We start from the raw sequence: 22,327 nt of genomic DNA, 5'->3' as shown, positions 1-22,327 counted from the left end.
TCATACAATCCTTTAGCCGGACAGCCCGCGCAGGGGGGCTGCCCATGTAGCCGTGTGAAAAAATCCCGCTTCTCACTGATCTGGCTACAGATGACTGGTCTCCGCTTTATGCTTACTTGCTTTGCATTAAACTGCAGGACTCATCGGCTAAAGCTTTTTACGGCCGGTAAACAGGCTGATGAGGAACAGAATAATACCAACAACGAAGACAACTTTAGCTGCCCATGCTGCTGTACCTGCTAAACCACCAAAACCTAACGCTGCAGCAATCAGTGCGATCACCAGAAAAATAATGCCCCAACGAAACATAAGCCTCTCCTTACCCTATTGAAAATCGAACTGCTTATTTCATCCCCGGATGGGTATCTTTTATCCGTGCGGCCGGCAGTGACGCGACCGCACGGTTACCATTAAGATTTAACCGTCAGGTCATTCTTAACGCTTTTCACGCCTTCAATGGCTTTAGCGATGCTTTCAGCACGGTCTGACTGTGCCTGATTTGCAACCTGCCCTGAAAGCTGAACAACGCCGTCGGTGGTTTCAACTTTTACGTTGCGCGACGGAACAATATCATCCGCTAATAGCTTAGCTTTAATTTCGCTGGTCGTAGCGGCATCGCCCGCATAACCTTTCATCGATTGGGATTTGCTGTCTTTAACGTGTAGTTTGTCGCTGACGGATTTAACACCTTCGATTTTCTGCACCACGGCCACAGCTTTTTCAGCCTGATCCTGGGAAGTGACGAAACCGCTTAAGGTCACCACGCCCTGATGAGTTTTTACCGAGATATCCGTACTTTTAATCGCGTCATCATCAACCAGTGCCGCTTTGGCTTTGGCGGTGATGCCGCTGTCATCCATATAACCATCGACTTTTTTCATAGAACTATCGATTTTCGCACCCGTGCTGTCTGCCGTCTGCGACGCTTTCTGGGAAAGCGACTCGTCGGCCAGCGCGCTGCCGCTGATCAGTGCTGAGCCAATCATTGCAGCCATCAGGGTTTTGGCAATCTTAGTCTTGTTCATCGATATATTCCTTCTATCAGTTAACTCGCCCAAAACTGTGGGCGCAACAGCAGCAAACGGCGCCGCTGGGTTACAGGACGTAAGGACAAGAGAAGTCTCTTCCGCCGTCCGATAGAATAATCATAGACGGCATTTCGCGATTTGCCTGGCTAACTGGTTGATCACACGTCAAAACGAGAGGAAAAGCCGTTTTTTAGGAGGAGTCTGTAGCGGGGAAAACAGGGCCATTTCCTGCTGGAATGGCCCGGATAGCGTGCGATCAGTGCTCGCGGGTTTTACGGAATCTGACGTCAGGATAACGTTCCTGGGTAATATTCAGGTTCACCATGGTCGGCGCGATATAAGTCAAATTATCGCCGCCATCCAGCGCGAGGTTAACCTCGTTTTTACGCTGGAAGTCTTCGAATTTTTTCGCATCGTCGCACTCAACCCAACGCGCGGTAGAGACGTTGATCGCTTCATAGATCGCTTCGACGTTATATTCGCTCTTCAGACGCGCCACCACCACATCGAACTGCAGCACCCCGACGGCACCCACGATCAGATCGTTGTTGTGTACCGGACGGAACACCTGCACTGCACCCTCTTCCGACAGCTGAACCAGCCCTTTCAGCAGCTGTTTCTGCTTCAGCGGATCGCGCAGGCGAATACGACGGAACAGCTCCGGCGCGAAGTTCGGAATACCGGTGAACTTCATGTTTTCACCCTGAGTGAAGGTATCGCCGATCTGAATGGTGCCGTGGTTATGCAGGCCGATGATGTCGCCAGGATAGGCTTCTTCAACGTGAGAGCGGTCGCCGGCCATAAAGGTCAGCGCATCGGAAATCACCACATCTTTGCCGGTGCGGACCTGACGCAGCTTCATTCCTTTTTCATATTTACCCGACACCACACGCATAAAGGCCACGCGGTCGCGGTGTTTCGGGTCCATATTGGCCTGAATCTTGAACACAAAGCCGGTAAATTTCTCTTCGCTGGCTTCGACGGTACGGGTATCGGTTTTACGCGGCATCGGACGCGGTGCCCATGACACCAGGCCATCCAGCATATGATCCACGCCGAAGTTACCCAGTGCAGTACCGAAGAATACCGGCGACAGCTCACCGTTGAGGAACGCTTCCTGCTCGAACTCGTGTGATGCGCCCTGCACCAGCTCCAGCTCTTCACGCAGCTGCGCCGCCAGATCTTCACCCACCGCGGTATCGAGATCCGGGTTGTTCAGCCCCTTAACGATACGCACTTCCTGAATGGTGTGGCCTTTACCGGTCTGGTAGAGATAGGTTTCATCGTTATAAAGGTGGTAAACCCCTTTAAACAATTTGCCGCAGCCGATGGGCCAGGTAATCGGCGCACAGGCGATTTTGAGTTCGCTTTCGACCTCATCCAGCAGCTCCATCGGATCGCGGATGTCACGGTCTAGTTTGTTCATAAAGGTCAGGATCGGCGTATCGCGCAGACGGGTTACTTCCATCAGCTTACGGGTACGATCCTCAACGCCTTTGGCGGCGTCGATCACCATCAGACAGCAGTCAACCGCCGTCAGGGTGCGGTAGGTATCTTCCGAGAAATCTTCGTGGCCCGGGGTATCCAGCAGGTTGACCAGGCTTTCACGGTAAGGAAACTGCATCACCGAGGTGGTGATGGAGATACCACGTTGTTTCTCCATTTCCATCCAGTCGGATTTGGCGTGCTGATTCGAGCCACGGCCTTTTACCGTACCGGCGGTCTGGATAGCCTGTCCGAACAGCAGGACTTTTTCGGTAATGGTGGTTTTACCGGCATCCGGGTGCGAAATGATCGCGAAGGTGCGGCGGCGTGCCACCTCTTCTAAAAAGGGATTAGACATGAGTGAATTCTTCTCAATGGAGCAGCGCTCTCTGTCTGGCGCTGCTGATAAATCACGGTGGCCGGCAGAACCTTACCGGCGGGTAAACGGTGCCGAAGGCGACATTACGTCGTCGGCGGGTCAGCGCGAAGTTACATTGGCGTGAATTCCGGTTACCTGGTCAGCTTTAAGGCGGCATAGCATACAATATTTTGCGCGCGCGGCCTACAGGGGAAGGCGGGGGATTTGGTCAGTGGCTCAGGTCGCTGAACCCGACAAACGGCCGGGACAGGCCAGCGCCCGTCCCGACATCATCAGCCCAGTACCTTGCGGACGCAGGCTTTAAAGATCTGCACGCCAATTTCCAGCGAATCGAGATCGAAGCGCATATCGGGATGATGCAGACCTGGCGTCAGGTTGGTGCCCAATCCCCAGAAGCCCGCCTTCACGCCGGGGCGTTTTACCGGGTAGTAGAAAAAGTCCTCGCTGCCAGGGGTGGTTTTAGTCGGCAGCAACCCCTCTTCTCCCAGCACCTCGACAATCGCTGCGCGGATCACCGCCGTCGCCTCATCATCGATCTCTGCCGCAGGCATCTCTTTCAATACCCTGACCTGCGCCGTGGCCCCCAGCGCCGCCACGCTGTTAACGATGGCGCGCGTGACCTGCTCTTTCAGCAGCTCCATCGGAGCATTTTCCTGCGAGCGCAGATCCCACACCACCCGCGCTTCGTCCGGCACCGAGTTGGTCACGCCCGCGTCACACAGGAAACGCGTCGCTTTAACGCTCCAGTTAAGGCCCGGCGAAAGGTGCAGTGCGTTGACCGCATTCACCGCCTGCACTGCCGCATCCAGCGCGTTGACACCGAGATGCGGGCGCGCCGCGTGAGCCGGCTGACCTTTAATGGCCGCTTCCAGCGTACTGCAGGCCGAGTAGAGTACCGCAGGCACCGCCTGCCCGACCACGCACTCCTCCAGCGGCCGCAGGTGAAAACCCAGAATCATCTCCACGTCATCCAGCGCGCCGCCTTCTACCATCGCCAGCGCGCCCGCGCCCAGCTCCTCCGCCGGCTGGAACAGAATTTTCAGCCGGCCGCGCTTCACAGCGCCTTCTTTCAGCAGCGCCGTCGCCGCCGTCAGCACCACCGAGGAGTGACCGTCATGGCCGCAGGTGTGACGCGCGCAGGGCACGCCATCGATGATGTGCCCCAGCGCATCCATATCGGCGCGCAGCGCCAGCACCGGGCCGGGCACTCCGCTGTCGATCTCCGCCACAATGCCGGTGGTGTTATTAATATTGCGTGTCACCTTCAGACCCGCCTGCTCCAGTTGCCCGGCGATGTAAGCGGAGGTTTTTACCTCCTGGAATCCCAGTTCCGGGATCTCATGCAGAAAATGGTAATGCTCTAATACCTCAGACACGGCTTCACTCCTGAATAAACAGACGCATAACAAACATCGCGATCAGCGCATTGATGATGCTCACCAGCATCAGCAGCGGCCAGTATTTTTTTGGCACATCGGCCACACCCAGCAGCCGTCCCATATATTGCAGTTGCGATCCCATCAGAAAAATTGCCGGCGCCAGTACGGTCACATCGGCGCCGGTCAGTAGCCCTTTGGTCAGCAGGCTGACCGCCACACCGGTCCCGGCAGACGAGGAGAGCCAGGCAGTCAGCAGCACGGTAATTGCTTCGCCCGGCAAGCCGAATACGCCCATCACCGGTGCAAACAGCTGGCCGAGAAACTGCATAATACCGAGCAGATTGAGCACTTCCGCCAGCACATACGCCATCACCACATTGGGCATCAGATTATGAATGGCAATATGAAAGCCTTTACGCGCGCCGGTGACAAACACATCAAACGGGTTATTACTGACGCTGACGACTTTATTGGTTTCCATCGCTGAAATCCTTTTTATAAACACTGTTTAACACGAAGCGGGTAATCGCCGCACCGACAAATTTCAGCACCAGCATTAAAATCAGCGGGATGATGATTGGCAGCGTCATTGAGGCAAACAGCGCCGAACCGATAGCAAAATAGTTGTTGATTAAACCGGCGCCGGAATATTGCCAGGCGCTCATTACCACCACCTCTTTTTTACCGATCTGCCTCTGGTCATACATCTCTTTGGTTAACGCCGCACCCGCATCGGTACTTTGCAGGTCGGTAATTAATGCCAGCCCGCAGCGTCCCGGCAGACCCATTAAGGGTTTCAGTAACGGCGTCAGCAGCCGGTGCGCCGCGCGTATCGCCCCGTAGTGGGTGAAGATTTCCAGTACGCCGAGCGCCAGCATCACGGTCGGCGTAAGGGATAACGCAAACAGGAAGCCTGCTTTGGCGCTGAGTCCGCCAGCCCCCAGAAAGGTGTTGCTGGCAGGATCTTTCATGGTGCCAAAACTGCCGCCCAGCGTGGTGAAGTCAAATGCCCCCAGCCATTTCAGCCCATCAACCTGATAAAACAGCCCGGAGAAAAACAGAATGGCAAAAATTAACGCCACATAGCTGCCTTTTCCGGCACTGACCTTTTCCGCCTTAACCACACTCTGTTCCGACATTATTTTCTCCCGATAAGGCTGACCCGCCGGCGGTTTTGCGGCGCGGTAAGTTTCAATATATGGAACTAAGTTCTAAGCAGGATTTATGCCAGAGCGGCCAGCAGACTGATTATTTATCGCCATCGCCAGCCTGACGGAGCAATATTCGGTGCGCACGGGCTGAAATTAATTAGCAGGTGAGGGATAACCAGCAAAATAATATTTGCCGGCTGAAATCAGATTGCTGGAATTTAAATCAACGGAAAACAGCCTGCACCAGCATGATTCAGTCAGACCGTCCGGTTTCGCACTATAATGGTGCCAGTGGGTGAAGCCATAAGGTTGATGAAAAATGAGAATCCGTCGCATTCAATTTGTGAAATAATTCTATTTAAATCAACCAGATAAATTAGCCTGTTTTGCCGAAAAGGCTTCACATTGCTAACATGTTTGATGCATAATTCATCGCCTCTCACCTGTTTATTTAACATATTCTTATAAGGACTCGGCCATGCTGACTGCTGAAATGACTGGGCGTCTGAACGACCAGCTGAACCTGGAATTTTTCTCCGCTAATCTTTATCTGCAAATGAGTGCCTGGTGCAGCGACAAAGGATTTGAAGGCGCCGCCTCATTCCTGAAAATGCACTCACGTGAAGAGATGGAACACATGCAGCGCCTGTTCGATTATCTGAGCGACACTGGCGCGATGCCGGTGCTGGGCACCACTGCCGCGCCGCCGGTCTCTTTCACCTCACTGAATGAAATCCTGCAGCAGGCGCTGGAGCACGAGCAGCTGATCACCACCAAAATCAACGAGCTGGTGCATGCGGCGATGACCTCACAGGACTACCCGACCTTCAATTTCCTGCAGTGGTACGTGGCTGAGCAGCACGAAGAAGAGAAGCTGTTCAAAACCGTGCTGGATAAACTGGCAATGGTGAGCAACAGCGGTAACGGTCTGTTCCTGGTCGATAAAGATCTTGGCCGGATGAGCACCGAAAACCACTCCGCGTAATACTATCGGCCCGGTAAATGGGCCGACCTTTTTCTGCTGCGCCGGTGTTTCCACCGGCTGCGCTGTTTAGTCCAGCCGGTAAACGTCTGCTGGCTCGCCGTTAACCCACAGCGGCCGGGTTTCATCCGCGGGCAGTCGCAGGCTGATTTCACGCCATGCTGGCTGGTAATCACCGCGTTTTTCAATCGTCAAATCGATCCGCGTGGCGCTGCTGCTCAGCGTCCAGTTCAGCCACAGCGCATTTCCCTGTTGCCAGCCATAACTCTCACCGTCATCGTCGAACACCTCTCCATGCGATACCCCATCAGCGGGCGCCGGCCATAACTGCCACTGACGGACCGTATCCCGCTGCGCATCGGTGGTGCTTTCACACTCGCCCAGCGGAATCACCGCCCCGGCACGAACCAGCAACGGCAGCCGATCGAGCGGCGCATCCAGCGTGATCTGCTGACCACCGACAAACCACTGGCCGCTGTGCCAGTCATACCAGCCCTGGCCGTTATGCGGCAGATAAACTTCACGCTGCCGCGCGCCCTGCTCAACCACGCTGGCGACCAGCAGATCGCGTCCCAGCATAAAGTCATCATTCTCCTGCCAGCTGCGCGGGTCCTGTTCATGATCGAGAAAGGTCGGACGCAGCATCGGCTCATCCTGCTCACTGGCCTGCCACGCCAGGGTATAGAGATACGGCATCAGGCGATAGCGCAGCCGGATCGCCTCGCGGATCATCGGCGTCACCTCCGGATACATCCAGGGTTCGTTGACCGTGTGATCGTCATTCCAGGAGTGAATGGTAAAGCGCGGATGCATCACGCCGTTCTGTACCCAACGCACAAACAGCTCGGCATCGGGCTTGTCGCCAGAAAAACCGCCGACGTCATGGCCGACGTTGTACAGTCCGGAGAGGCTCATTCCCAGCCCCATGCGGATGTTGTAGCGCAGGGTTTGCCAGCTGGTCCGGTTGTCGCCGCTCCAGGTTTGCACATAGCGCTGCATCCCGGCACAGCCGGATCGCGATATCAGGTAGGGCCGTTTGTCGGGCGCAAACTGCTGCTGCGCTTCCATTGAGGCACGCATCATCAGCAACGGCATCACCGGCCGGATATGCTTGATGGCGATCGGCTGACCGAAGCCGTGGCAGCGTGCTTCACCATCCCACACCTCATACTCATTGTTGTCGTTCCAGGTGGCATCAATGCCCTTTTCCAGCAGCTGACGGGTGACATTCTCCTGCCACCAGCGCACCGCCTGCGGATGGGTAAAGTCGAGGTGCGACCCTTCATCGTCCCAGAACACCGAACGCTCGGGACGGTCCTGTTCGGAATCACGAATAAACAGCCCCTGCGCGGCCACTTCCTGATAGCGCGGATGATCCTGCAACAGACAGGGTTTGATATTGGCCGCCAGCTTCATGCCGGCACGATGAAACGCCTCGCTCAGCGCATTGGGGTCAGGGACTTTGTCGTAGTTCCAGTTGAAGACGTAACGTTTATTGTTAATCGAGGTATAGCCCGACGACAGCTGGAACGAGTCGCAGGGAATTTCATGCTCACGGCACAGGCGAATAAACGATTGCAGCTGCTGTTGCGCGTCGGGCGCATCGGTGTAGTGCATGGTCGAACCGCTGTAGCCGAGGCTCCATTTCGGCTGAAACAGCGTGCGGCCAGTCAGTCGCACAAAGGCTTTAGTGACCTCCAGCAGCGTCGGCCCCAGCATCATGTAGTAATCAAGATCGCCAGCCTCGGCGCGATAACGGCGATAAGGCAGATGGTAGTTATCCAGTTCGTTACCGAGGTCGAGCCAGCTGCTGCTGAGATTGTCATAAAACAGGCCGAAACTGACGCCGTCGCGCTGCGTCAGGGTAAACGGGATATGTTTGTAGAGCGGATCGGTGCTGGCGGCGTTGTAGCCCATCGCATCCAGATTACGCATCTCGAAGCGACGGTTGGCGCGATTCAGATCGCCGCTCTTTTCACCCAGGCCATAAACCCGATCCTGCGGCTGACGGCGCTGATAGTGTTCGACGCCGTCGCCGTGGACGTTCAGCAAATAGGCACCGGTATGACGGTCAGCCGCCAGCGGTTGCCAGTTTGTACCATCGAACTGCTCCCAGCTCAGGCAGAGCGGCTGATGTACCGTGACCCGCAGCCGTCCGGTGCCGATCTGTACCTGCTGCGCATCATGCACCAGCGTAAAGTCGGGCAGCGCAAAACCGTCCAGCGCTTCACGATCGCGGCCCTGCCACGGCACATCCTGACCGGGCGCAATGCTCCAGGTGCGGTTCAGCGCCAGCTGGCCGTCGCGCTTCAGCAGCACCCGCATCAGTCCCTCTTCGAGCACATAGATGCGCAGAAAATGACGATCCTCCACCTTCAGCTCAACGAAATGCGCAGCCTGCTGATGCAGTGTCCAGTTCTTCAGGGTTTTCATCGGGATATCCTTAATGGTTTACCGGGCGCTGGCGGCGTTCGGCGATCAACATCACCAGGAAAACCGCGCCAATCAGGTCAAAAAAGCCCATCGCCACAAACAGCGGATTGAAGCCGATGGTATCGGCGGTGACACCGATAATCAGCGAGAAAATAAAGCTGGCGATCCACGCGCAGGAGCCGCGCATACCGTTAACCGTCGCCATCTGGCGGCGATCAAAGCGCTCCACCACCAGCGCGCTCAGCATGCAGGAGATCACCTGGTGACCGAAGCCGCCGACTGAAATCAGCGCAATCGCCAGCCAGGGATCGTCAACCAGCGTCATCAGCGCCAGCGAGACCATCAGCAGCGCGCCGGTGACGGAACTGGCGACGATTGAATTGACCCGGGTCAGGCCGAACCAGCGCACATAAAGTTTGGTCAGATAGCCGCTGGCGACGCTGCCGAGATCGGCGGCGAGGAACGGCAGCCAGGCGAACATCACAATCTGTTTCAGATCCATGCCGCGTTCGTTCGCCAGATAGAGCGGCACCCAGAAACTCAGCACCGCCCAGGCCGGTTCCGCCAGGAAGGCCGGAATGGCGATACCGTAAAATTTCTTCTCTTTGCCGATCACTTTTAACGCGGTAAAGAACGGCAGCTTCTCACCCACCGCTTCGTTATCCTGATTAATAAAGGCGCGCTCTTCATCGGAAAGACGCGGATGGCGGTCGGGTGCGTGATAGCCCCACCACCACAGCCCGACCCACAGCAGACCCAGCCCGCCGGTCAGCAGAAACGCGCCCTGCCAGCCAAAAGAGATGTGGGCAAGGTAGATGATCGGCGGGGCCAGCATCGCGCCGACCGAGAAGCCAACACCTGCCCAGCCGGCGGCCACCGGACGTTCTTGTTTCGGGAACCAGTCACCAATCGCTTTGGCATTGGCCGGTGTCGCGGCCGCTTCTGACGCGCCCATCACGAAACGCAGCAGCGCCAGATGCAGCCAGCTGCCAGCACCCGCATGCAGCAGACAGGTCACCGACCAGATCAGCGCACAAATCAGGAACCCCATCTTCAGGCCAATCACATCGATCAGCCAGCCGCAGACCGGCTGGAACAGGGTGTAGGCCAGCTGGAATCCCGCCACTACCCACGAATACTGTTCGGTACTCATGTTGAGGCTGTTTTTTAGCTCCGGTGCCAGGATACCGAGCGAGTTGCGGGTGATGTAGTTAACCGTCACCCCCAGCAGAAACATCCCCAGCATCCACCAGCGTAAATTTTTAATCACGCGCACCGTGCGCGAGGCGCTGATCGGCTTGGTTGTTGAATCGAGGCTCATAGTGCCACTCCTGATATGCATTGATGACTCACACCGCCGGCAGGCGTACCGCGTGTCTGTGCAACGACGTTAGAAAAGTGTGAAACGTGGGTACAGCCTCTTTTTTGCAACTCTTTTCATGGCAGGCTAACGCCAGCGCAAAAAGCGTGGTCAATCGCTTATCTGACGCGATTCAGCACGCTATGAAAAATTTTTCATCAGCAGATTTGAAGGCGATCACAGAATGAAACAAAGGTTGAAAGTGAGTGAAATTGCGGCGTTAAGTGGCGTCTCGATCAGCACCGTATCGCGGGTGCTGGCGGGCAAAGCGAATACCCGCCCCGCCACCCGTGACAAGGTGCTGGCCATTGCTCAGCAGCAGGGCGTGCTGGACAACCTGCACAGTGGTCGCCTGCTGCTGAATAATCTGATGGTGTTTGCGCCGCCACGCGCGTTTGACGTGCGCAGCGACATTTTCTACTACAAGGTGATTCAGGGCATCAGTCAGGCGGTGGAACCGCATGAGGTCAGGCTGCGCTACTGCGCGCTGGAGGAGATTGAGAGTGATGCGGCGCTGTTTATCGATAAGATGCAGCAGACCGAGGCCGCACTGCTGATCGGCATTGATGATGAGCATATCCACCAGCTGGCGGCAGAGATGAACAAGCCCTGCGTGCTGATTAACGCCCGGGATCGTCGGATGCGTTTACCTTCGGTCTCGCCGCATCATCAGCTGATTGGTGAATTTTCGGCGCGCTACCTGTTTGAGCAGGGACACCGGCAGATTCTGTCGCTGCACTGCCTGCGCCGTTACACCATGGAGCAGCGGTTGCAGGGCGTGCGCGACGCCTGGCACGCAATGAATCTGCGTTTTGACAGCCGTCAGCATCTGCTGACCCTCAACAGCTTCAGCAGCAATGAAGCGGCGGAACGGCTGAGTGAATATCTGCGCCACTGCCCTGAAGCGCTGCGCCCGACGGCGATTCTGGCCAGCGGTGACTACATCGCGGCCGGTGCGGTCAGCGCGCTGGAGCAGGCCGGACTGCGGGTGCCGCAGGATATTTCGGTGATGAGCATGGATGGCTTTAATCTGGCCGCCATCCACGATATTCCGCTGACCTCAGTCCAGGTGCCGCGTGATGAACTGGGCGCGGCGGCCGTCAGAATGCTGCAGGAACTGCGGCTGCATCCGGGCGCACCGCCCGGCACGCTGCTGCTGAATGGTAAACTGGTGGTGCGCGATTCGGTGCGCCGCATCCGCGATAATCTCAGCCATGCGCCGGTCCAGCAGCATGGCCTGTATGATTAATCCAGCGTTTTCAGCCGCAGCTCCGAAGGCTGCGGACGTCCGAACAGGAAGCCCTGGAACAGCGTACAGCCCTCATCACGCAGCTTAGCGAACTGTTCGTTGCTCTCCACGCCTTCTGCGGTGATCTGAATGTCCAGGCTGCGGCTCATGCCGGTAATCGCCCGGATAATCGCCAGCGCCTCGCGGCTGTCACCCATATCATTAATGAACGACTTATCAATTTTAATCTTATCGAACGGGAAGGATCGCAGATAACTCAGGGAAGAGTAGCCGGTGCCGAAATCATCCAGCGCAATCTGAACCCCCAGCGCCTTGAGGTTTTGCAGGGTACGGATATTGCCGAGCGAGTCATCCAGCAATACCGACTCGGTGATCTCCACTTCCAGCCGGGCCGGGTCGAGCCCCGATTCCGTCAGCGCGCCTTCCACCACGGAGACCAGCGAGCTGTTTTTGAACTGCAGCGGTGACAGGTTAACCGACACCGACTGCACCCCTTCCCAGCTTGATGCTTCACGGCAGGCTTCATACAAGGCGAAAGCCCCCAGCATGTGGATCAGCCCGGTCTCTTCCGCGATCGGTATAAAGTCGTTCGGCATGATCAGCCCGCGGATCGGATGATGCCAGCGCATCAGCGCTTCATAGCCAATGATGGTTTTGTTGTCGCCGTTGGTGATCGGCTGATAGTAGAGCTTGAGGTGCCCGCCGCTGATCGCATCGCGCAAATCATTCTCAATCACGCGCCGGCTGCGCGCCACGTCATCCATCGCCAGGGTGAAATGCTCGAAGCGATTACGGCCATTGCGTTTGGCTTCATACAGCGCCATGTCGGCGCAGCGCAGCAGCTGTTCCGGCGTATTGGTGATGGTGGTGCTGAGCGCGATGCCGACGCTCAGTCCGACCGACAGGTTATGACCTTCAATATTAACCGGCGGCCGAATCGCCTCGATCAGGCGCTGCGCCACGATGCTGGCTTCCTCGCTGCTGGTCACTGAAGGCAGCACAATGGCAAACTCATCGCCGCCAATGCGCGCCAGCGTATCCTGATCGCGCAGGGTACTACGCAGACGTTTTGCCACCGAGCGTAACAGCTCATCGCCAATCTGGTGGCCCAGCGCGTCATTGACGTTCTTGAAGTTATCGAGGTCGAGGCAGAGTGCCGCCGTCTGACGCTCAGTCTGGCTGGCGGTGCGCAACGCCTCGCTCAGACGCTGGCGAAACAGGATGCGGTTGGGCAGGCTGGTAAGATTGTCATGGTGCGCCATATGGTGAATGCGGGCGTCGGCGGCACGCTGATCGGTGACATCTTCAACAATCAGCATCAGGTAATTACGTCGCGCATCCTGGCCATTGATCGCGGTCGCGCGGGTATGCAGAATGCGTTCGCCGCTGGCGGTCATCAGCAGTTGCTCACGCTGATGGATGCCTTCACTGCGCAGCGCCACATCGGCAAGGTTGTTGAAATAGTCGCTCAGCTCGGGCGACATACACTCGTGTGGCCGTTTGTTGACGATCAGCGATTTCGACAGGCCAAACAGCTGCTGCGAACGATCGTTGACCAGCAGGATCTCGCGGGTGATCGCATCTTCGACGATCACGCAGGAGGGAATATTGGCGATGATGTTGTCGAGGAACTTCGACAACGCGGTTTTCTGCGCACTCTGCGCCTCAGCCAGATCGCGGGCGCGCAGCACCTGCTGCTCCTGTTCACGTCGTTCGGTGCGATCGCGGGTGATTTTAGCAAAGCCCACCAGCTTGCCGTCATCATCGTGGATCGCGTCGATCACCACATGCGCCCAGAACGCGCTGCCATCTTTGCGGTAACGCCAGCCCTCATCTTCAAAGCGACCGGTCTTCAGTGCAATACCGAGGTTGGCTTCCGGCGTGCGGTTCAGCCGTTCCTGCGCGCTGTAGAACAGGGAGAAATGCTGGCCGACGATCTCGTCCGCCTTGTAGCCTTTGGCGCGCTGGGCACCGGCATTCCAGTTCACCACCCGCCCCTCAATATCCAGCATATAGATAGCGTAATCGGTTACGCCTTCGACCAGCAGGCGGAAACGCTGCTCCTGGTCACGCTGCAGGTTACGGATGCGCTGCTGCTCGCTGCAGTCGCGGGTGATTTTGGCGTAGCCGATCAGTTTGCCCTGATCGTCGCGGATCGCATCGATCACCACGTGCGCCCAGAACGCGCTGCCATCTTTGCGATAGCGCCAGCCCTCATCTTCGAAACGGCCGGTGCGATAAGCGGTTTGCAGGTTCTGAGCCGGCAGATGATTGAGCCGATCCTGCGCGCTGTAGAAGCGCGAGAAGTGCTGGCCGACAATCTCTTCGGCAACGTAGCCTTTGGCGCGCTGGGCACCGGCATTCCAGTTCACTACGTTGCCGTCGTGATCGAGCATATAGATAGCGTAATCGGTGACGCCTTCGACCAGCAGGCGAAAGCGCGCCTCCTGCTCACGTTCTTTGCGCTGATGCTCCTGCTGCCGGGTACAGTCGCGGATGATTTGGGCGTATCCCACCAGCTGACCGGCATCGCTGCGCATCGGATTGATCACTTCATGCGCCCAGAACGCGCTGCCATCTTTGCGATAGCGCCAGCCTTCGGTTTCATACTGTCCGGCGGTGGCGGCGAGATCCAGTCCGCGCTGCGGCAGGCCCCGGCGACGATCCTCTTCGCTGTAAAGCAAGATGACGCTGCGGCCGATAATTTCGTCTGCCGTATAGCCCAGAGTGCGCTGGCCTCCGGGGTTCCAGCTGGCGACGGTGCCGTCCGGTTTTAGCATAGTGATGGCGTAATCCATCACGCTTTGTACCAGCATGCGATAGATGACATCAGCGTTATTATCCATTGTTTTTAGCCTGCTGCTGTGTAGCCGGATAGTGGCTTAGGAATGTTCTTAATAATGTGCGCAGACTACAGCCGAAATGGGCCGGGATCACAAGCGCAATAAGAAGAATCACCAAACTTAGTAGGAGGTTTATCGGCAGCAGCGGGTAAATATTCAATCGTGCCGCCGCGTCAGCCAGAGGAGAGACGCGGCAATGGCGATGCGTCAGGCGACGCTTTCCCAGCGCGAGCAGAGCGGATAATGAGGCTGCCAGCAGAGCGTTGCCGGACTTTGTCTTATCAGCTGCTGACACTGTTCCGGCGCGACGAACGCCGCGATCACTTGCCGGGCGGCCGTCTGTCTGATCAGCGTCAGCTGGTCGTCGAGCGGTGGATGGACGTTCCACGGCAACCAGCGTGCCGTACCGGTTTGCAGCATCTCAAAGGCACGGGTTCCGGCGGAGACGTGGCTGCTGAAGATCAGGCGAAACCCGGCTTGCTGGCTGAGCTGCGCCGCCAGGCCACTGTCGGCGACCGCATCCGCCGCGACGATTACCGCGTCCGGTCGCCAGCAGTCCGGGGTGGCGACGCGCAGCAATCTGGCCAGTGCCAGCGTGGCGGCAACCGGCAGGCTGTTGAGCGCCAGCAGCTGCGCCACCTCTTCCCGCACCTGCGGGCACATCACCACCGGCAGCCCGCGCGCGCTGAGCTGCAACGCCATCTCCGGTCCGCGTCCGTGCAGCGGCGCCGTGACCACCGCGCCCGAGCGTGCTGCCAGCGCCAGCGCGTCGACCTGCTGCGCCAGCCGTTGGGTGCGGTCGCCATAGGAGCCATCGGTGATCAGCAGCCGGGCGCGCGGCGGGCAATCAAACGGCAACAGCAGCGATTCGCGGCTCCAGTCGCCCATATAGGTGATGCCACCTGCTATCGGCAGATGAAACCAGATCGATCCCGGCGAATGCCCGCTGCGTCCGGTAAACAAATTCAACGGCCCCAGCGCGCACTGGCCACGCAGCGGCAGGATGCGTCGCGCCTCAGGCGGTACGCCGCACTCGCCCAGCTGCTGCCAGGTGATGTCACTGGCATAGACCGGCGGTGAACCAATCCCGGCCCAGCTATCCAGCGCGGCCGCATGATCAACGTGGGAATGGGTCAGGCAGAGCGCATCAACCTGGCCGATGGCGGCGACGTCGGGCCGGACGCCAGGCTCCGGCCCGGCGCCCAAATCCCACAGCAGCCGGTAGCCCTCGACCTCCAGCAGGAAAGCGGCCGGCAGTTTACCGCCGACGCCGCTGATTACCGTCAGGCTTGCCATGGCAGCACCCCCTGCGGCAGACGGCGCGTCAGCCGGCTGGCCAGCAACATTAAGCCCAGCACCACGCCAATCATCAGGCAGCCAACCGCCGCCGCCAGCGGTGCCGATCCGCCTTCATCAAGGAAGATAATGGTCGGGCCAAGCGTCTGGGTTTGCGCAGTCACCAGCAGCACCGAAACCTGTATTTCATTCAGCGCAGTGAGGAACACCAGCAGCGCACCAGCCAGCACCGAGGGTGCCGCCAGCGGCAACAGAATATCAGTCATCCGCCGCATCAGCCCCGCCCCGCACAGGCGCGCCGCCTCATCCAGTGAGGGTTCGATTTGCGCGAATCCGGCCAGCGTCGGCCTGAGCACCAGCGCCAGGAAATTGGCCAGATAGGCCGCGAGAATGATCCACACCGTGCCGTAGAGGGAAACCCCCAGCAGCGGCAGCGGCCGCAGGAAAAACAGCATCGCCGCCACGCCAGTGACAATGCCGGGCAGTGCATAGGTCAGCTCACTGGCGAACCCCAGCCCGCGCACCAGTCGGCTGCGACGCCAGCTGAGAAAGAACGCCAGAAACAGCGCCATAACGCTGAGCACTATCGCGCTGAGACCGGTGAGCCACAGGCTGGTCACGAACGCCTGGCGGATCGCCGGATAGCCCCACAGCGCCTGCTGAAAATTCTCCAGCGTCAGGGTTTGCCAATTCAGCGCCTGACCAAAACCGCGGGTTAAGGCGGTGACCAGCAAGGCGCTGAGCGGCAGCAGCAGAGTGATCACCATCCACAGCCAGGCAAGGATTTCACCCGGCAGCCGGGCGCGCCGCAGCGGCTGGTGCCAGGGACGCGGCGAGCCGCTGACCCGCACGTCACGCCGTCCGCCAAGCCAGTTGCTGATCAGCATGCCGGCAAGCGTAATCAGCGCAATCAGCATCGAATAGACCGCCGTATTGGGCAGCGCCCCCGGCCCGAGCGTATTGAGTTGCTGATAAACCAGCGTAATCAGCGTCGGCACCCGCGCCGGAATCCCCAGCATCGCCTGAATGCCGAAGTTACCAACGGCGGCGACAAACGCCAGCGCCGCCCCGGCGAAGATTGCGGGTCGTGCCAGCGGCAGGATCACCGTGAACAGAATTTGCCAGGGCGATGCACCGTTGATGCGCGCCGCCTCCACCAGCTCAGCGGGCAAACGGCGCAGCCCGGCACGCACCGTCAGAAACACCAGCGGCGCATTGTGCAGGCCCAGCAGCAGCACCATGCCGGTTGCCGAATAGAGCGGCTGTTCGCCAGCAGCCAGCCAGGTTCCCCCCAGCGCGCTGACCAGCGCGGCCAGCCAGCTTCCCGGTGCCAGCGCCTGTATCCAGGCCAGCGCGGTCACCTGCGGCGGGATCATCAGCGGCAGGATAAAGGCGAATACCCAGGCCGCTTTGGCGCGCAGATCGGTCAGCGCCACCAGCCACGCCGCCACCGTTCCCAGCAGCAGCGCCAGCAGGGTTGCGCTGATGCCGATCGCCAGCGTATTCAGCGTGGCGCTGAGCACGCGCTGGCTGACCAGCAATCTCAGCAGGCGATGGCTGTCCACCACGCCATCGGGTGCCAGCGCGGTGACGATCAGCCGGGCAAACGGCGCCACCGACAGCAGGCCGATCGCCAGCACCAGCAGTGCCAGTACCAGCGGTTCCGCCCGCCATCTGCCGCGCCTGGCGGCCAGGCTGCTACGCCATTCATTGCCCAGCACGCTCATCGTCAGCCACCAAACAGTTCGGTAAAGGTTTCGCGTACCGCAGCGTCATCGGCCACCGCTTTCGCCACGTCCGGCGTCAGCAGTTTGATCTGATCAATTGGCGCAAAACCTTCAGGAGCCGCCACGCGCGAATCGATCGGCCGGTTGCCCTGCTTCGCCACCAGCTGCTGACCCGCTTCCGACAGCATAAAGGTAACAAACGCTTTGGCGGCTGGCAGGTTATGCACTGACTTCATGATCGCCACCGGTTCGGTGACGTAGGAAACGCCCTCCTGCGGATAGACCAGATCGATCGGCGAGCCCTGTTTTCTGGCGCGGATAATATCGGCGTCGGTGATCACACCATACTTATCCATGCCGCTGGCGACCGCCTTCAGCGCCGGTCCGTTGCCGCCCTGCGGCGCGATGCCGATGGCGGCCAGCTGCTGATAGAATTCCCAGCCAATGGACGGCGTGTTGATGTCAGTGTGCAGCTTGTACAGCGCCGCGCCGGAGTAGAGCGGACTCGGCACCGCAATCTGGCCTTTGTTTTCCGCCACTGCCAGCGCTTTCCAGCTGGTGACCGGTTTGGCGCGCTGGGTGTTATAAGCGATTACCGTGGCGATAATCTTGGTGCCAAAGAAGGTTTTATCCGCATCGTAATAGGCGGGATTAAGCTGGCTGACCGGCGCATCCTGCCAGGCATAAAGCTGGCCCTCTTTCTTGAGCGCGCCAAGATTGATCGCGTCGGCCACCAGCAGCACATCAGGTTTGACCTGGCCGCTCATCATCTCGGTGTGCAACACGTTCATCAGCTGGGTGGTGCCGTTGCGGGTCCACTCCACCTCCACTGTCGGGTAAGCGGCCTTAAACGCGTCGATGGTCTGTTGCGCAATTTCAGGTGCCTGAGAGGTGTAGATCACCAGCTTGCCGCCGGACGCGTCCGCCGCCAGCGACAGAGAGGAGGCCGTGAGGCCCGATAACAACAACAGCGCGTGAAACGAGGTGCGAAAAGCCCTTTTCATGGTGTCTGAAACCCTTTATGCAGGAAGAATCCAGCCGTCATCGACGGCGACGCCGACGGTGTCATCCACCGCCAGTAATGCAGCATCGTTAAGCGTCAGCGACAGGCTGACATCCGGTTGATTGAGTGGGCGCAGATTGAGTTGATGATAGCCGCCGCGGAAGATAATCCGCTCGACGCGGGCGGCAAACTGACGTTCATCGCTATCCGCCAGGCGGAAACTGACGTTGTGGAAGCTGGCTTTGCCGTGCGGTAGCGGACGCTGCTGAGGCGAGCAGCGCAGCAATACCCGCAGCCCGCACAGCGTGGCGGTCGCCTTGCCTGGATCGAGCGGTTCAATATCGCTGACCGGCAGTACCCGTCCTTCATCAATAAAGGTGGCGACCATCTCGTTAGCCGGTTCGCGCCACAGGGTCTGCGGCGTGGCGAACTGCATCACTTTGCCGTGATCGAGCACCACGATGCGATCGGCTAAGGCCATCGCTTCGCGTTGATCGTGGGTGATATAGAGTAAGGTGGCGCCACTGTGACGATGGAAGCGGCGGAACTCCTCTTCCATGGTGGCGCGCAGGTGGACATCCAGATTGGCCAGCGGCTCATCCAGCAGCACCAGCGTAGGCCGCGCGACCAGGCAGCGGGCCAGTGCCACGCGCTGACGCTGGCCGCCAGATAGATCGGCCGGCCGGCGAGCAGCGAAGCGCTCCAGCCCGACCAGCGTCAGCGCCTGAGTGGTGCGCAACTCGCGTTCGGCGCGTGCCACGCCGTTGACCTTCAGGCTGTAGGCGACGTTTTCCGCCACCGTCATGTGCGGCCATAAAGCGTAGTTCTGAAACACCACGCCGAGATTGCGCGCTTCCGGTGGCAGATGCAGTCCGTCAGCCGCGACCCGCCGCTCACCGATGCTGATTTCACCGCTGTCGAGGGTTTCAAAACCCGCCAGCAGCCGCAGCAGCGTGGTTTTGCCACAGCCCGACGGTCCCAGAACGGCAACAAACTCGCCCTGGTGAATCTGTAACGAAATCGCGTCCAGTACCGGCTGCGCCCCGAATGCTTTGTGCAGTCCGGTTAACGAAATTGCCGCCATCTCATTCTGCCCCTGCCGTTAACGTTGTGGGCAAAACGCTACGACAGTTTGATGACAGCCCGGTGACAGCCTGGCTTCAGAGTGGCGACAGCCGATCGGGCGGCTACGCCCTGGCAGGCACTCGCAGCCGTTTCTGGCTTATTGCTGTGCGGTCAGCGCGGCAATCGGCTGCCAGATATCGGTCATGGCACCCTCTTTGCCGGTAAACGGGTCCTGATGCGGCAGCGGAACGTTTTTGACCTGCGCCTGCGACGTTTTCAGCTTAGCGGGTTCGTCACGTAGCGTTTCCGGTGACATGCCCTGCGGATAAGCGCCGACGACCAGAAAATCTTCGCTGGCGCTGACCTGCCTGTGGCCGACGCCCGCCGGGATCAGTACCGCATCACCGGCGCGCAGCGTCACCATCCGGCCGCTGTCGCCGCCAAACAGCACTTCCGCCCAGCCCGCCGCCACACCCAGCAGTTCGTGGGTATTCGGGTGATAATGGGTATAGGGAAAGATCGGATAGCGCCAGGCTGGCGGCCAGCCGTGTTGTCCGAAGGTGGTTTCAAACCACGCAGCGATATCCTCTTCTTCATCCGGCGCCACGCGCGGCCAGATAATCAGGGGTAACGGGTTATTTGGCACGCCGCCCGACGGGCTGGCGAGCATCAGGTGCTGGGGATTGTCAGAAGCCCCGGCAGAGAAGGTGCCCGCGGCGAACGACATCAGCAACATCAGACTGGAGGATTGAACAGTCATACAGGTTCTCCGGTTTTTTTCTAAGTGTGGCAAAGCCCGGCCACAATGCAATGTGCGCCAGCCAGCACAATTAACATAATTAACTGATATTGCTAACTAAAGCCAAATGTGTCGTTAACAATGTTGCGACGCCATAGCGCAGCGGTTGAGGATGGTGGTTATCACTGCACGAAATTGTTGCAAAATGTCAGGCGGCGGGCGCAGTGATGAGGGCAACTGTTATATAAAAAGTGCACAAATCTGTTTCTGATATTCTTGACTGTTATCTGTTCTAATCGCTAACAGATGACAGTGAGGTAAAAAAATGGAAGCCATTAAACAAATCCTGATCGACGAGATCGCCACGCTCAACCGCGAAGAACGTCGCGACAATCGGCCGCGCTTTAGCCTCTCATTTCTGAAAAACCATCCCGGCCTGTGGGCGGTGATGTACCTGTGCTACGGTCTGTGCGTCGCGCTGATCTTCACGACTGAAATGCTCGGCTGGCCAGCCTTCTGGTTTGCCACCGCGTTCGTGCTGGTGATGAGCTTTTTAATGCTGCTGGATATCAACCCTAAATACCGTTTCGAAGATATTGATGCGCTCGATCTGCGCGTCTGCTACAACGGCGAATGGTATTACGTCCAGCCGGTTCCCGAGCAGGCGGTGTCACGTATCCTGTCGCTGCCGGAGACGCCAGAGCGGGTTAAAAGCGGTATCCAGCGCCTGCTGACGCAAAAAGGCGAAGTCGATTTTTATGATGTCTACTACCTGACCTGGGGACATCAGGAAGCGGCGCGCGTCTGACCCTGCGCCATCAGCTTACCCAGCGTTTCAATTGCCGCCTCGGCCCGCGTATCCCACGGCCAAGCGGTATTGAGTCGAAAGCAGTGACTGAACTGCTCCCCCGCCGAAAATAACTGCCCCGGTGCAATACTGATCCCCTGTGCCAGCGCCTGCTGATACAACTGCGTGGTGTTGATGTTGTCCGGCAGCGTTACCCACAGGAAATAGCCACCGCGCGCTTCGCTCAGCGTCGCCTGCGGCGGCAGCACTTTCAGCAATGCCTGACGCACCATCTGCTGGCGCTTCGCCAGAATCTGTCGCAGCCGCTTCAGGTGGGTGTCGTAACGTCGGGTGGCGAGAAAATCGGCCAGCGCCAGCTGCATCGGCGCGCTGGTTGACAGGGTGCTCATCAGTTGCAGACGCTGAATACGCTGCGCATGCTGGCCGGCCGCTACCCAGCCAACGCGGAATCCGGCCACCAGCGACTTTGAGAACGAGCCACAGTGCAGCACGTGACCCTGCCGATCCCAGGCTTTAGCGGGCAGCGGTGGCGTGTCGCCTGACCAGAGTTCAGCATAAACATCATCCTCAATCATCGGCACCTGGTAACGCGCCAGCAGTGCCACCAGCTGCTGCTTACGCTCGGCTGATAAGGTGACGCCCAACGGGTTGTGTAGCGTTGTCATCAGCCAGCACGCTTTGACCGGCCAGCGCTGAAGCGCCTCTTCCAGCTGCACCAGATCGATACCGTTCTGGGCATCAACCGGAATCGCCAGCGCCTTGAGCTTCAGCCGCTCAATCGCCTGTAATGCGCCATAAAAGCTCGGCTGCTCAATCACCACATAATCGCCCGGCTCGGTTAACGACTGCAGGCTGAGATTAAGCGCCTCCAGCGCGCCGCTGGTAATGACGATCTCATCCGGCGACAGGGTAATGCCCTGTCGCGCATAGCGTTGCGCCAGCAGCTGCCGCAGAGTGGCGTTGCCGGGCGGCAAATTGTGCAGCGCATCGGTTGGCGTCAGCTGATGGGAGACGTTTGCCAGCGAGCGCATCAACTGGCGTTGCGGAAACAGTGCGGGATCGGGAAAGGCGGAACCAAAGGGAACGATGGCCGGATCGCGGGTCGCCTGCAGCACATCAAACACAAAGTCGTTGATATCGACCTGCTCGCTGATGGTGACGCTGAGCGGTGCCGGTGCTAAGGCACGCGGCGCGACGTAGTAGCCAGACTGCGGCCGGGAGACGATCCAGCCCTGACTCTCCAGCAGCTCGTAGGCGTGCAGCACCGTCATCAGGCTAAGCCCCTGCTGCGCAACCTGCTGGCGCAACGAGGGTAAACGGGTACCCGGCAACCAGATGCCTGCCTCTATCTGCTGCTGAATTTCATCCATCAATCGCTGGTATTTCGCCACGGGTCGCCT

18 protein-coding genes are annotated in these 22,327 nt (G+C 58.7%); 3 read left to right on the top strand and 15 right to left on the bottom strand.

The features are described 5' to 3' along the window. Positions 1 to 147: 147 nt before the first annotated feature. The 6 genes from AABB92_RS17215 to AABB92_RS17190 all read right to left on the bottom strand — a co-directional run bounded on the left by AABB92_RS17215 (position 148) and on the right by AABB92_RS17190 (position 5,410). A complete protein-coding gene (locus tag AABB92_RS17215; RefSeq protein WP_003848537.1) occupies positions 148 to 309 on the bottom strand; it encodes a DUF1328 domain-containing protein in 162 nt (53 codons plus the stop codon). 101 nt (positions 310 to 410) lie between these two features. After that, positions 411 to 1,025, bottom strand: a complete 615-nt coding sequence (gene osmY / locus AABB92_RS17210; protein WP_031377075.1) for a molecular chaperone OsmY — start codon at positions 1,023 to 1,025, stop codon at positions 411 to 413. Positions 1,026 to 1,284: 259 nt separating this feature from the next. After that, positions 1,285 to 2,871, bottom strand: coding sequence for a peptide chain release factor 3 (gene prfC, locus AABB92_RS17205; RefSeq protein ID WP_031377074.1), 1,587 nt, complete (start codon positions 2,869 to 2,871; stop codon positions 1,285 to 1,287). A 293-nt stretch (positions 2,872 to 3,164) separates the two neighbouring features. Further along, on the bottom strand, positions 3,165 to 4,268 hold the full coding sequence (locus tag AABB92_RS17200; RefSeq protein WP_031377073.1) for a M20 peptidase aminoacylase family protein: 1,104 nt from the start codon (positions 4,266 to 4,268) through the stop codon (positions 3,165 to 3,167). A 4-nt stretch (positions 4,269 to 4,272) separates the two neighbouring features. Then, positions 4,273 to 4,752, bottom strand: coding sequence for a YjiG family protein (locus AABB92_RS17195; RefSeq protein WP_031377072.1), 480 nt, complete (start codon positions 4,750 to 4,752; stop codon positions 4,273 to 4,275). Next, positions 4,739 to 5,410, bottom strand: a complete 672-nt coding sequence (locus tag AABB92_RS17190) for a nucleoside recognition domain-containing protein (protein WP_031377071.1) — start codon at positions 5,408 to 5,410, stop codon at positions 4,739 to 4,741. Before AABB92_RS17190 ends, AABB92_RS17195 begins: the two co-directional genes overlap by 14 nt. A gap of 490 nt (positions 5,411 to 5,900) precedes the next feature. Here AABB92_RS17190 and ftnA point away from each other — a divergent pair, with 490 nt between their 5' ends. Next, positions 5,901 to 6,407: a non-heme ferritin gene (gene ftnA, locus AABB92_RS17185; protein WP_031377070.1), complete on the top strand. Its 507-nt coding sequence runs from the start codon at positions 5,901 to 5,903 to the stop codon at positions 6,405 to 6,407. 66 nt (positions 6,408 to 6,473) lie between these two features. Here ftnA and AABB92_RS17180 read toward each other — a convergent pair whose 3' ends face one another. Both AABB92_RS17180 and AABB92_RS17175 read right to left on the bottom strand, forming a co-directional pair. Beyond that, complete coding sequence (locus tag AABB92_RS17180) at positions 6,474 to 8,837, bottom strand: glycoside hydrolase family 31 protein (protein ID WP_031377069.1); 2,364 nt, start codon at positions 8,835 to 8,837, stop codon at positions 6,474 to 6,476. 10 nt (positions 8,838 to 8,847) lie between these two features. After that, positions 8,848 to 10,158: an MFS transporter gene (locus AABB92_RS17175; protein WP_031377068.1), complete on the bottom strand. Its 1,311-nt coding sequence runs from the start codon at positions 10,156 to 10,158 to the stop codon at positions 8,848 to 8,850. Between the two features lie 223 nt (positions 10,159 to 10,381). Here AABB92_RS17175 and AABB92_RS17170 point away from each other — a divergent pair, with 223 nt between their 5' ends. Further along, positions 10,382 to 11,446, top strand: coding sequence for a LacI family DNA-binding transcriptional regulator (locus AABB92_RS17170; RefSeq protein ID WP_031377067.1), 1,065 nt, complete (start codon positions 10,382 to 10,384; stop codon positions 11,444 to 11,446). On the opposite strand, the gene AABB92_RS17165 is transcribed toward AABB92_RS17170, so the two are convergent. From AABB92_RS17165 to AABB92_RS17140, 6 genes are all read right to left on the bottom strand, one after another. After that, positions 11,443 to 14,292 carry a bifunctional diguanylate cyclase/phosphodiesterase gene (locus AABB92_RS17165; protein ID WP_031377066.1) on the bottom strand — a complete coding sequence of 950 codons (2,850 nt, stop codon included), beginning with the start codon at positions 14,290 to 14,292 and terminating at the stop codon, positions 11,443 to 11,445. The genes AABB92_RS17170 and AABB92_RS17165 overlap by 4 nt on opposite strands. 204 nt (positions 14,293 to 14,496) lie before the next feature. Then, the gene (locus AABB92_RS17160) at positions 14,497 to 15,585 is read right to left on the bottom strand and encodes an MBL fold metallo-hydrolase (protein ID WP_046289242.1); all 1,089 of its coding nucleotides are present in this window, start codon (positions 15,583 to 15,585) and stop codon (positions 14,497 to 14,499) included. Further along, positions 15,573 to 17,312: an ABC transporter permease gene (locus AABB92_RS17155; protein WP_046289243.1), complete on the bottom strand. Its 1,740-nt coding sequence runs from the start codon at positions 17,310 to 17,312 to the stop codon at positions 15,573 to 15,575. Before AABB92_RS17155 ends, AABB92_RS17160 begins: the two co-directional genes overlap by 13 nt. Before the next feature lie 2 nt (positions 17,313 to 17,314). After that, positions 17,315 to 18,316 carry an ABC transporter substrate-binding protein gene (locus AABB92_RS17150; protein WP_031377918.1) on the bottom strand — a complete coding sequence of 334 codons (1,002 nt, stop codon included), beginning with the start codon at positions 18,314 to 18,316 and terminating at the stop codon, positions 17,315 to 17,317. A gap of 15 nt (positions 18,317 to 18,331) precedes the next feature. Continuing rightward, positions 18,332 to 19,399: an ABC transporter ATP-binding protein gene (locus tag AABB92_RS17145; protein ID WP_046289244.1), complete on the bottom strand. Its 1,068-nt coding sequence runs from the start codon at positions 19,397 to 19,399 to the stop codon at positions 18,332 to 18,334. A gap of 138 nt (positions 19,400 to 19,537) precedes the next feature. Further along, complete coding sequence (locus AABB92_RS17140) at positions 19,538 to 20,140, bottom strand: cupin domain-containing protein (protein WP_031377796.1); 603 nt, start codon at positions 20,138 to 20,140, stop codon at positions 19,538 to 19,540. Between the two features lie 304 nt (positions 20,141 to 20,444). Here AABB92_RS17140 and AABB92_RS17135 point away from each other — a divergent pair, with 304 nt between their 5' ends. Then, entirely contained in the window at positions 20,445 to 20,927 is a 483-nt protein-coding gene (locus AABB92_RS17135) for a YlaC family protein (RefSeq protein ID WP_031377795.1), read from the top strand. Here the strand turns inward: AABB92_RS17135 and AABB92_RS17130 are convergent. Next, on the bottom strand, positions 20,906 to 22,318 hold the full coding sequence (locus AABB92_RS17130; RefSeq protein WP_031377794.1) for an aminotransferase-like domain-containing protein: 1,413 nt from the start codon (positions 22,316 to 22,318) through the stop codon (positions 20,906 to 20,908). The two genes, AABB92_RS17135 and AABB92_RS17130, sit on opposite strands and share 22 nt — an antisense overlap. Positions 22,319 to 22,327: the final 9 nt, after the last annotated feature.

The organism is Pantoea brenneri (genome assembly GCF_038594305.1).
In the GTDB taxonomy this organism is placed as follows: Bacteria; Pseudomonadota; Gammaproteobacteria; order Enterobacterales; family Enterobacteriaceae; genus Pantoea; species Pantoea brenneri.
This window is presented reverse-complemented; position numbering and strand designations above follow the sequence as displayed.